Below are 10,740 nucleotides of genomic sequence, written 5' to 3' on the forward strand. Positions count from 1 at the left end.
GCCGGTGGGCGGCTATGGCTTCGGTGAAGGCTTGGGTGAATTCCTCGCTTGCCGTGCCCGTCGTGGCGTCCGTGACGACGCCGCGGTCGGTGCAGACGTGGCCGTGGCCGGAGGCGATGTGGAGGCCCTCCGGGTCGAGGGAGGAGAGGATGCCGACGCCGGAGCCCAGGGCGCCGATGGGCTTGCCGTGGCGGTAGGCGTCGCGGACGAAGCGCATGGCCTCGCTGTCGGAGGCCAGGCCGGGGGTGCCGACGGGGCCGCCAGGGAGGAGGACGGCGTCGTAGAGGACGGAGGCGACCGTGGGGAGGGCGCGGTCCACCGCGTAGCCGTTGCCGTCGGCGCCGAGCACCTTGCCGTCGTGCGGGGCGAGGGCCTCGACGATGGCGCCCTGGGCGGTGAGCGCCTCCTGGGCCTGGGTGAGCTGGCCGGTGTCCACGCCGTCCATGACCAGTACCGCGATCTGGCGGGTGCGGATGGAGCCGTCGCCCCGGAGGTTGTCCAAGCTCAGCGCGGGCGAGGCCTGCGGCTTGTGGTTGTTGGCGCCGGGTTCCGGCATGGCCACGCCGATGCCCTGGGCCACCTGCGAGGCAAGGTCGTAGTCGACCTGGGCCAGTTGCTCGACCGTGCGCTCCCGCACATGCACCGCGCCGACCTTGCCCAGCTCGAAGCGGAAGGCGTCCACGATATGGCGCCTCTCCCAGTCGCTCATGCTGTTCCAGAACAGCGCGGCCTGGCTGTAGAAGTCCTTGAAGGACTCGCTCCGCTTGCGGATCTTGTGGCCCTCAACCCGCTCCGCGTAGTGGGAGAAGGCGTAGCCGTCCGCCCCCGCGAGGGCCGGGCAGCCCCCGCCGAGCGAGTTGGGGGAGTAGTTCGTCCCCTTGTGGAGCATGCTCTGGTGGTAGCCGTCCCGCTGGTTGGTCCGGGCCGGGGTGACCGGCTGGTTGACCGGGAGCTGCGAGAAGTTGGGCCCGCCCAGCCGGATCAGCTGGGTGTCCAGATACGAGAAGTTGCGGGCCTGCAGCAGCGGGTCATTGGTGAAGTCGATGCCGGGGACCACGTTCGCGGTGTGGAAGGCCACCTGCTCGGTCTCCGCGAAGAAGTTGTCCGGGTTGCGGTTCAGGACCATGTGGCCGATCGGCCGCACCGGCACCTGCTCCTCCGGAATGATCTTCGTGGCGTCGAGCAGATCGACGTCGAAGTTGAACTCGTCCTCCTCCGGGATCAGCTGCACCCCCAGCTCGTACTCGGGGTACTGACCCGCCTCGATCGCCTCCCACAGATCGCGCCGGTTGAAGTCCGGGTCGCGGCCCTGGCACTCCTGCGCCTCGTCCCACACCAGCGAGTGGACGCCCAGCTTCGGCTTCCAGTGGAACTTCACAAAGGTGCCGCGGCCCTGGGCGTCCACAAAGCGGAAGGTGTGGACCCCGAAGCCCTGCATCATCCGGTAGCTGCGCGGAATCGCCCGGTCCGACATCAGCCACATCATCATGTGCATGGTCTCGGGCTGGAGCGAGACGAAGTCCCACAGGGTGTCATGGGCGGAGGCGCCGGTCGGGATGTCGTTCTGCGGCTCCGGCTTGAGCGCGTGCACGAAGTCGGGGAACTTGATCCCGTCCTGGATGAAGAAGACCGGCATGTTGTTGCCGACCAGGTCGTAGTTGCCCTCCGAGGTGTAGAACTTCGTCGCGAAGCCCCGCACGTCCCGCACCGTGTCCGCCGAGCCCCGGGGCCCCTGCACGGTGGAGAACCGCACGAAGACCGGGGTGCGCACGGACGGGTCCTGGAGGAAGGCGGCGCGGGTGAACTCCGCGCAGGACTCGTACGGCTCGAAATAGCCGTACGCGCCCGCGCCCCGCGCGTGCACCACCCGCTCCGGGATGCGCTCATGGTCGAAATGGGTCAGCTTCTCGCGGAAGTGGAAGTCCTCCATCAGGGTCGGGCCGCGCTCGCCCACGGTGAGGGAGTCATCGGTGTGGTCGACGGCCACGCCCTGGTCGGTGGTCAGCGGTCCTTCGGCGGGGTCGGGCGCGCGGTACATATCGCGCTGCCGCTCCTTGCGGTCCTCCGTCATCGTGCCGATCCCTTCGTCGTCTTCGCGAACTCCTCCAGGAACGCCTCGCGGAACGCCTTGAGATCATCCGGCTTACGGCTGGTGATCAGGGCGTTGGGCCCGCCGGTGCAGACCTTGACCTGCTCGTCCACCCAGGTTCCGCCGGCGTTGGTGATGTCGGTGCGCAGACTCGGCCAGGAGGTCAGGGTGCGGTCGCGTACGACATCGGCCTCCACCAGCGTCCAGGGGGCGTGGCAGATCGCGGCCACCGGCTTGCCCGCGTCGAAGAAGCCCTTGGCGAAGGCGACGGCCTTGCCGTCCAGGCGCAGGAAGTCGGGGTTGGCCACCCCACCGGGCAGCACCAGGGCGTCGTACTCCTCGACCGTCGCGTCCTTCACGACCTGGTCGACCTCGAAGGTGTCCGCCTTGTCGAGGTGGTTGAACGCCTGGATACGGCCGGGCTTGGTGGACACCAGACGGGGGGTGCCCCCGGCGTCCCGGACCGCCTGCCAGGGGTCGGTCAGCTCGACCTGTTCCACGCCTTCCGGGGCGACGAGAAAGGCGACCTTCATTGCAGCTCACGTCCTTCCGGTCTCTTCCGGTCCGGTATCGCGTCCGTCCGGTGCGGCGGGTAGCCAGCGCGGACGGGGTCGAAACGGGAACATCAGGTGCGTCAGGCGTCGTCCGACGTCTTCTTCCGGTGCGGCAGGAACTCCTGCACCTTGGCCTTCAGGCCCTGGCGGACCATGCCCGCGCGGTCCGGGTCGCCCTTGATGATCGACTCGGCCGTGGCCTCCATCTGCTCCCAGGTGGCGTGCGGCGGGATCGGGGGGACGTCCGGGTCGGTGAGGAACTCCACGACCGCCGGGCCGTCCGCGCTCAGCACCTCGCGCCACGCCCGCTCGACCTGCTCGGGCTTCTCCACCCGGATGCCGGTCATGCCGAGCGATTCGGCGAACCGCGCGTAGGAGACATCGGGGATCGTCTGCGAGGGCGGGAACTGCGGAGCCCCGCCCATGGCGCGCATCTCCCAGGTGACCTGGTTGAGGTCCTGGTTGTTCCAGACGGCGATCACCAGCCGGGGGTCCTCCCACAACTGGCGGTACTTGGCCACGGTGATCAGCTCCGCCAGGCCGTTCATCTGCATCGCGCCGTCCCCGACCAGCGCCACCGCCGGCCGGTCCGGACGGGCGAACTTGGCGCCGATCGCGTACGGCACCCCGCAGCCCATCGTGGCCAGGGTGCCCGACAGCGAGCCGCGCATCTCGCCGCGCATCCGCAGATGGCGGGCGTACCAGTTGGCGACGGAGCCGGAGTCGCAGGTGACGATGGCGTCGGAGGGCAGCAGCGGGTCCAGGCAGTGGGCCACGTACTCGGGGTTGATCGGGTCGGCGGACACCTCCGCGCGGGCGCCCATCACCTCGCGCCAGCGCCGTACGCCCGCGACGATCTCCTCCTGCCAGTCCCGCGCCTCCTTGCGCTCCAGCAGCGGCAGCAGCCGCAGCAGGGTCTCGCGCGCGTCACCGACCAGATTGACCTCGTACGGATAGCGCATCCCGATCATGTGCGGATCGAGATCGATCTGGACCCCGCGCGCCTTGCCGAACTCCGGCAGGAACTGGCTGTACGGAAAGCTGGAGCCGATGGTCAGCAGGGTGTCGCAGTCCCGCATCAGCTCGTACGAGGGCCGGGTGCCCAGCAGCCCGGTGGCCCCGGTGACATAGGGCAGTTCATCGCTGAGCACATCCAGGCCGAGCAGCGCCTTGGCGACCCCGGCGCCGAGGGTCTCGGCGGCCCGCTGGACCTCCTTGCGTGCCCCGGCGGCGCCCTGGCCGACCAGGATCGCCACCCGCTCGCCCGCGTTCAGCACCTCCGCGGCCCGCTCCACCGCGCTTTTGGAGGGCACCGCGGACCAGCCGCTGCGGTCCAGGCTGGAGGGCACCATCTTGAACTCATGGGTGGGCGCGGAGTAGTCGAGCTCCTGCACATCCGCCGGGATGATCACGGCGGTGGGGGCGCGGCGGGCGTAGGCGGTGCGGATGGCCCGGTCCAGGACGTTGGGCAGCTGCTCGGGGACGGTGACCGTCTCCAGGAAGTCGGAGGCCACGTCCTTGAAGAGGCTGTGCAGATCCACCTCCTGCTGGTACGAGCCGCCCATCGCGCTGCGGTGGGTCTGGCCGACCAGGGCCACCACCGGGACGTGGTCCAGCTTGGCGTCGTACAGCCCGTTCAGCAGATGGATCGCGCCGGGTCCCGAGGTCGCCGCGCAGACGCCGAGGCGGCCGCTGAACTTGGCGTAGCCGACGGCCTGGAACGCGGCCATCTCCTCGTGCCGGGCCTGGACGAACCGGGGCTCGTTCTCGGCTCGCCCCCATGCGGCGAGCAGGCCGTTGATTCCGTCCCCCGGGTAGCCGAACACATGCTCGACACCCCACTCCGACAGTCGGGCGAGGATGTAGTCGGCCACTTTCTTGGTCATGGTGGTTCATCGCTCCTCTCGGCGATCGCTCTTCCCGGTGATCGCTGTCAACCGGCCACCTGCGGCAGCACCTTGGTGCGGTAGAAGTCGAAGAAGCCGCGCTGGTCGGGGCCGATCTGATTGACGTAGACGGTGTCGAACCCGGCCTCCGCGTACGCGTTCAGCGCGGCCACATGCGCCTCCGCGTCATCCCCGCAGACCACTGCCTCGGCGATTCGCTCGGGGGTGACGAGCTGGGCGGCCTGCTCGAACTGGCCCGGGGTGGTCAGCGTCGACAGCACCTCACCGGGCAGCCCCTCGGTCGGCCACAGCCGGTGGGCGGTGCGCAGGGCCTCGTCGGAATCCGGGCCGTAGCACACCTTCAGGCCGCCATGGGCCGGTTTGCTGTTGCCCCCGGCGCCGCTGCCGCGCCGGAACCGCGCCACCAGCTCCGCGTCCGGGATCATGGTGATGAAGCCGTCGCCGACCCGTCCGGCCAGCGCGGCGGCGGCCGATCCGAAGGCCGCTATGTCGATGGGCACCGGCTCCTCGGGCACCGTGTACAGCCGGGCGTTCTCCACCGTGTAGTGCTTGCCGTGATGGGTGACGCGGCGCCCCTCGAACAGCTGGCGCATCACCATCACGGCCTCCTCCAGCATCTCCAGCCGGATCGGCGCGGGCGGCCAGCGGTCGCCCAGTACATGCTCGTTCAGCGCCTCGCCGCTGCCCACGCCCAGCCGGAAGCGGCCCTCCAGCTGCACCGCGCTGGTCGCGGCGGCCTGGGCCACGATGGCGGGGTGGATACGGATGGTGGGGCAGGTCACCGCGGTCTGCACGGGCAGGCTGGTGGCCTGCGCGAGGGCGCCGATCACCGACCAGACGAACGAGCTCTGGCCTTGGGCGTCGTTCCAGGGGTGGTAGTGGTCCGAGATCCACAGATGACTGAATCCTGCCTGCTCCGCCATCCGGGCCTGCTCGACAAGGTCCGCGGGCCCGTGTTCTTCCGCGGCCAGGAAATAGCCGTACTCGGTCATGGGGCCTCCTCGAGCGCGGATTCCGGCAGATGCGACGGGTAACCGGGGCCCGGGGAAGGAAACCTCGTTTGATCCGGCCCAGGACGGGCACGCGCCCTGTGCTTCGGACCGGAGGCACGCCACGGGAGCGGCCCGGCCGCCAGAGGCGTGACCACCGGATCACCCTTTTGTTGGATTTTGTCCCCGTGGTGAGACCGACGACAGCTCAAGGGAGTTACGGCGTATGACGTCCGTACGAGTACATCCCCGAGCACACCCCAGGCATCCGCACGACGACGCCCCCGACACCTCCGGCGAGTTCCGCCGGATCCAGAGCCGGATCGCCGATCGGCTCGGCATCTCCCAGATGCGGGTCTCCCGCCTGCTCAGCGGCACCTGCGCCCGTCTGGGCAGGCAGGCAGGCTCCGGTGCCGCCTGAGCGGGGGCCGCGGGTGGCTCACGCCCCGGGGGCCGGGGCGCGCTCGGCCGTGCGCGCCATGGCCAGGGCGACATGGCGGGAGATCCGGTCCGCCACCCCCGCCTCCGCCATCTCGAAGGCACCGCGCCCGCCCGTACGGAAGAGCGTGAGCGCCCCCAGGACCGGGCCCGCGCCGGCGCGCAGGGGTATGCACAGCAGCGAGGTGACCTCCTCCCGCACCAGCACCGGAGCGCCCGTCGCGTCCCGGCCGAAGGCGTCGGCATCGACCGGGCTCACCCGCAGCGCGGAGGCCCCGTCGTACAGCGCGTCCACCACCAGGGGGCAGTCGGCCGGATCCTGCTCGGCCAGGGACGCCGTACGGTCGTCCGCCGCGTCCTGCGGGCCGAGCGCCACGACCCGGCGCGGGTTGCCGGGACCGTCCTCCGGGGCCAGGTCGGCGATCACCCAGTCCGCGAACCGGCCGTGCAGCACCTCAGCGGCCGCCGCCAGCACCGCCTCCGGACCGCCCCCGGCCGGGGCCACCCTCAGCAGCGCCGCCGCCATGTCGTCCACCAGGTCCAGCAGCTCGGCATGGCGGGACACCTCGCCCAGATCCGGCCGCGACTCCTGGGCCCACGCCCCGGCCACTCCCCCGTCCGCCACCGGGCCGGCCACCCCGGGCTGGAACGCCGCCAGCACCGCCGGATGCGGCTCGCCCGGCGGCCGCAGCGCGGCCAGGGTCACCCGCACCTCACCGTGGATGGGCGGCTGCGACAGCCACACCGTCAGGCTGCGGTCGCCCTCGCCGCGCGCGACCGCGGCGACCTGCGAGCGCAGCGCCGCCTGCCCGTCGCGCCGGAGCGCGGCGGTGAGCGGGCGACCGGTGGCGTATCCGGCCCGGGTGTGGAACAACTGGGTGGCGGTGAAGTTCATGCGCCGCACGACGGCATCGCGGTCCAGCAGCACCGTAGCGATCGGCAGCCGCTGGAACAGCGCCCGCAGCAGCTGCTGCTCCTGCGGGTCGCCCCGGACGCCGCCGGGGCTCCGGGACGAGGCGGCCGTCAGCTCCTCGTACCGTGGCCACAGCACGTCCACCACATGCTGGAGCTCGAAAAGAGCGGCGTCCAGCAGGGACAGCCGCTCCTGCGAGGGCAGCGCCCGCGCGGTCCGCAACTCGTCCACCCGTCTGCGGAAGTCTTTGAGCTCCGCACCAAACTCCTGCTCCCCTGGCATGGGCACACCGTAGCCTGCCCGGACGCGGAGGGCCGTATGGGCGATGTTTTCCACTCGAGGATGCGGAGAAGCGAAAAATCAGAGGCCCTGGAAGGACGGGGCCGGACAGCACATCGCACCGGAGCGAAAGGAGTGGACCCGGTGACGCCCGACCGTAGGCACCTTCACGCGCCCCGCCAGACCGACGCACCCTCCCTCGGGCGCGGTCTGGTCGAACTGGCGGAGCAGGCCGCCGCGGGCACACCCGAGAGCTGCGGGGCCACCGCCACCGCCGTGCTGGCCGAGGAGCCATCGGGCGCCATGGACGTGGACGCCGACCGGACCACGGCGGCCACCCACCCCGATCTGTCCGCGCTGGTGTCGGTTCAGCTTCGGGCGGGGGAGGGCCCGATCCTCGCGGCGCTGGACACCGGCCGTCCGGCGGGCGCCGACGATCTGCTCCACGACGACCGCTGGCCGCGCTACCGGGCCCGGGCGCTGGACGCGGGCGTACGGTCCTCCGCCACCCTGCCCTTCGCCTGCGACGGGCTCACCGTGACCGTCTCGGTCTACGGGCTGCGCCCGGGCCCCCTGAGGAAGGCCGCCCAGGGCACCACCGGGCTGCTCGGCGACCTGGCCACCGAGAGCATGGCCCGGGACCGGCTCTATCGCGCCGCCCTGGTCCAGGTCGACCAGCTGGACACGGCGCTGCGCAGCCGGCCGGTGGTGGACCAGGCGTGCGGAATCGTCATGTACGTCCTGGGCTGCGACCCGGACCAGGCGTTCGACCTGCTGCGCCGGCTCTCCCAGCGGACCAACCGCAAGCTGGCGGAGCTCGCCGAGACCGTGGTGCGCACCCGCGGCCGCGGCCTGGAGCGGAACCTCATCGCGTTCGGCCGGTCAGCTGCTCCCGGACCCGATCGGCCAGCGTCCGCCCGGGCCCGGGACCTTCCGGGCTGACCGGGGGCGCCCCTCGCACCGCGGCCGCCGCCTCGCCGACCCGCAGGCCCAGCGCCATCCGCTCCTCGGGGGTGAGCCGCTCCCGCAGCTCGGGGAAGACCAGGTCCTCCTCGCCGCGGATATGCATGGACACCACGTCCATCAGCTCCCGGACCAGCGGGTCGAACCGCCGGTCCCGGGGGTCCACGGCGTCCAGGTCGGACAGGATCCGCTCGGCCTCGGTCAGCTCCTCGATCTCCTCGTCGGCGATCCGGTCGCCGTTCGGCAGCGCCTTGCGGACCGTGGGGTACAGATGGACCTCCTCGGCCACGGAGTGCCGCACCACCGCCACCGTCATCCGGTCGACCAGCTGCCGCCGCAGCTCCGGGTCGGTGGTGGTGCGGTACACCTCGAAGAGGTCGCGCACCGCGCGGTGGTCCGCGGTGAGCAGGTCCACCACATCGTGTTGTTCCGGCATCGCTGTCATGGCGCCCGGGTCCCCCGGCCCCCTTTCGCGAAACGGCGCCGGAGATCTGCGAAGGTGGACATACGTGGGCGGTGACCCGCCGGACACGGGCGGAGGTGTGGACGGAATGCAGCGGCAGTGGACCGCCCCGGCACCGGCGGACGGGGACGACGGCGGACTGCCGGTCCTCCCGGAGCTGCTCGACAGCTTCGTCGCAGTGGCCGGCCACACCGCGCCGGAGCCGGTCGGTGGCTCGGCCGGGCTGCGCTCGGCGGCCTGCGGCTACTGGTCGCGGCGCGGGCTGTGGACCGACCCGGAGCATGTCGTGGTCGCCCCCGGCGCCGAGCCGCTGCTGCTGGCGCTGCTCGCCTCGGTCCCCGGCGGCGATGTGCTGCTGCCCCGCCCCTGCGCCGCCTGGTACGCGCCGCTGGTGCGGCTGGTGGACCGGCGCGCCCACCACGCGCCCGTCCCGGCCGAATGCGGTGGGCTGCCCGATCCGTTCGCGCTGCTGGAGATCGTCCGCAGGATCCGCGCCGAGGGCGGGGTGCCCCGGGTCCTGCTGCTGTCGGCGGCCGACGACCCCACCGGCACCGTGGCCCCGCCCGAGCTGCTGCACGAGGTGTGCGAGGCGGCCGTGGCCGAGGGGCTGCTGATCATCAGCGACGAGACCTGGCGGGACACCGTCCACCATCCGCAGGGCACGGTGCTGCTCAGCCCCGCCGAGATGTCCCCCGAGAACGTGATCGTGCTCTCCGATCTGGCGGGCGCCTTCACCCCGGCGGGCTGGCCCGCCGCGATCGCCCGTTTCCCGGCCACCGCGCGCGGGGCGGAGCTGCGCGGCCGGGTGCTGTCGCTGCTCACCGCCGTACGCTCCGGGCTGCCCGCGCCCATCGCGGCGGCCGCCGCGTACGCCCTCGACGAGCCCGAACCGGTACGGGACCGGATGGCGGCCGCCGCCCGGGCGCACGGGGCCGTGGCCGCGGCCGCCTACCGCGCGCTGACCGCCGTCGGGGCGCTGGCCCGACCGCCGCAGGCCGGCCGGCACCTCTACGCGGACCTCGACGAGCTGCGCGGGGTCCTCGCCGCCCGCGGCATCACCGACTCGGTGGAGCTGGAACGCGAGCTGGTGCGGCGGATCGGCCGGAGCGTGGCCGGGGGCCACCGCTTCGGCGACCCCCCGCACACCCTGCGGCTGCGGCTGGCGACCCTGCCGCTGCTCGGCGCGGCGGAGGAGCCGCGGCTCAGGGCGCTCCAGACGCCGGATCCGCTGGAACTGCCCCATGTGGCCACGGCGTTGGGCGCCTTCGAGGCGGCCTTCCGAGACCTGATCGAAAGCAGTCCGGTGACCTGAGCCGCCCCGGACCCCAGCCACGGACCTCCATGACGAGCCGGCGCCGAAGGGCCGGCCCGGACACGGCCCAGATACGGAAGGGAGCCAGGCCATGACCGACCACGCCGAGCAGGCGGAACCGGCGGAGCCTGCGGAACCGGCCGGGCGGCGGCGCGCTCGGCCCGGCGCCGCCGCCCGGCACCGGCTGGCCCCGGCCGCTCCTGAGCCGGGCGCTCCTGAGCCGGGCGCTCCTGAGCCGGGCGCTCCTGAGCCGAGCGCCGCCGAGCCGGGCGCTCGTGAGCCGGGCGCCGCTGAGCCGGGCACCCCCGAGCAAGCTGCGCCCGAGCCGACCGGCCCCCAGCCGACCGGCCCCCAGCCGACTGGCCCCCAGCCGGGCGCCTCCGGGCCGACCGCCCTCGACCCGACCGGCGCCGAACTCACCGCCCCCGAGCCGACCGGCCTCGACCCGACCGGCCCCGAGCCGACCGGCCCCGAGCCGACCGGCGCCGGACTCACCGCCCCTGAGCCGGGCGGCCCCGGGCCGACCGCCCTCGACCCGACCGCCCTCGACCCGACCGGCGCCGAACTCACCGCCCCCGAGCCGACCGGCCCTGAGCCGACCGGCCCTGAGCCGACCGCCCTCGACCCGACCGCCTCCGGGCCGACCGCCCTCGACCCGACCGGCGCCGAACTCACCGCCTCCGGGCCGACCGGCCTCGACCCGACCGGCGCCGGACTCACCGCCCCTGAGCCGACCGCCCCCGACCCGACCGCCTCCGGGCCGACCGGCCTCGACCCGACCGGCCTCGGCCCGACCGGCGCCGGACTCACCGCCCCTGCGCCGGGCGGCCCCG

9 protein-coding genes and 1 pseudogene are annotated in these 10,740 nt (G+C 72.9%); 3 read left to right on the forward strand and 7 right to left on the reverse strand.

The features are described from left to right. The 4 genes from GWI24_RS32165 to GWI24_RS32180 all read right to left on the reverse strand — a co-directional run. Positions 1–2,071: catalase (locus GWI24_RS32165; RefSeq protein ID WP_210949584.1), on the reverse strand; the 2,071-nt coding region annotated here is incomplete at its 3' end. Then, a complete protein-coding gene (locus tag GWI24_RS32170) occupies positions 2,068–2,622 on the reverse strand; it encodes a type 1 glutamine amidotransferase domain-containing protein (protein WP_210949585.1) in 555 nt (184 codons plus the stop codon). The genes GWI24_RS32170 and GWI24_RS32165, both read right to left, overlap by 4 nt. Positions 2,623–2,723: 101 nt before the next feature. Next, positions 2,724–4,529 (reverse strand): thiamine pyrophosphate-requiring protein, encoded by a 1,806-nt coding sequence (locus GWI24_RS32175; RefSeq protein WP_210949586.1) that lies wholly within the window; start codon positions 4,527–4,529, stop codon positions 2,724–2,726. Between the two features lie 47 nt (positions 4,530–4,576). Next, positions 4,577–5,542 (reverse strand): TIGR03557 family F420-dependent LLM class oxidoreductase, encoded by a 966-nt coding sequence (locus tag GWI24_RS32180; protein WP_210949587.1) that lies wholly within the window; start codon positions 5,540–5,542, stop codon positions 4,577–4,579. Positions 5,543–5,852: 310 nt separating this feature from the next. Here GWI24_RS32180 and GWI24_RS32185 point away from each other — a divergent pair. Beyond that, positions 5,853–5,960, forward strand: a pseudogene (locus GWI24_RS32185) (sigma factor-like helix-turn-helix DNA-binding protein); the annotation flags it as partial. A gap of 18 nt (positions 5,961–5,978) precedes the next feature. Here GWI24_RS32185 and GWI24_RS32190 read toward each other — a convergent pair. Continuing rightward, the gene (locus tag GWI24_RS32190) at positions 5,979–7,172 is read right to left on the reverse strand and encodes a PAS domain-containing protein (protein WP_210949588.1); all 1,194 of its coding nucleotides are present in this window, start codon (positions 7,170–7,172) and stop codon (positions 5,979–5,981) included. A gap of 141 nt (positions 7,173–7,313) precedes the next feature. On the opposite strand from GWI24_RS32190, the gene GWI24_RS32195 reads away from it, so the two are divergent. Continuing rightward, entirely contained in the window at positions 7,314–8,111 is a 798-nt protein-coding gene (locus tag GWI24_RS32195) for a GAF and ANTAR domain-containing protein (protein WP_308344158.1), read from the forward strand. Here the strand turns inward: GWI24_RS32195 and GWI24_RS32200 are convergent. After that, entirely contained in the window at positions 8,035–8,568 is a 534-nt protein-coding gene (locus GWI24_RS32200; RefSeq protein WP_247617160.1) for a hemerythrin domain-containing protein, read from the reverse strand. The two genes, GWI24_RS32195 and GWI24_RS32200, sit on opposite strands and share 77 nt — an antisense overlap. A gap of 115 nt (positions 8,569–8,683) precedes the next feature. On the opposite strand from GWI24_RS32200, the gene GWI24_RS32205 reads away from it, so the two are divergent. Further along, a complete protein-coding gene (locus GWI24_RS32205; protein WP_210949591.1) occupies positions 8,684–9,907 on the forward strand; it encodes an aminotransferase class I/II-fold pyridoxal phosphate-dependent enzyme in 1,224 nt (407 codons plus the stop codon). Here GWI24_RS32205 and GWI24_RS46985 read toward each other — a convergent pair. Then, entirely contained in the window at positions 9,798–10,220 is a 423-nt protein-coding gene (locus GWI24_RS46985) for a pentapeptide repeat-containing protein (protein ID WP_374103364.1), read from the reverse strand. The genes GWI24_RS32205 and GWI24_RS46985 overlap by 110 nt on opposite strands. Positions 10,221–10,740 lie beyond the last annotated feature (520 nt).

The sequence above is a fragment of the Streptomyces sp. MK37H genome (assembly GCF_018035285.1).
Classification (GTDB): Bacteria; Actinomycetota; Actinomycetes; order Streptomycetales; family Streptomycetaceae; genus Streptomyces; species Streptomyces endocoffeicus.

What these genes read in the sequence shown, in the direction of transcription:
- GWI24_RS32170 (WP_210949585.1), bottom strand. Translation starts at nt 2,622, where the DNA reads ATGAAGGTCGCCTTTCTCGTCGCCCCGGAAGGCGTGGAACAGGTCGAG.
- GWI24_RS32175 (WP_210949586.1), bottom strand. Translation starts at nt 4,529, where the DNA reads ATGACCAAGAAAGTGGCCGACTACATCCTCGCCCGACTGTCGGAGTGG.
- GWI24_RS32180 (WP_210949587.1), bottom strand. Translation starts at nt 5,542, where the DNA reads ATGACCGAGTACGGCTATTTCCTGGCCGCGGAAGAACACGGGCCCGCG.
- GWI24_RS32190 (WP_210949588.1), bottom strand. Translation starts at nt 7,172, where the DNA reads ATGCCAGGGGAGCAGGAGTTTGGTGCGGAGCTCAAAGACTTCCGCAGA.
- GWI24_RS32200 (WP_247617160.1), bottom strand. Translation starts at nt 8,568, where the DNA reads ATGCCGGAACAACACGATGTGGTGGACCTGCTCACCGCGGACCACCGC.
- GWI24_RS32205 (WP_210949591.1), top strand. Translation starts at nt 8,684, where the DNA reads ATGCAGCGGCAGTGGACCGCCCCGGCACCGGCGGACGGGGACGACGGC.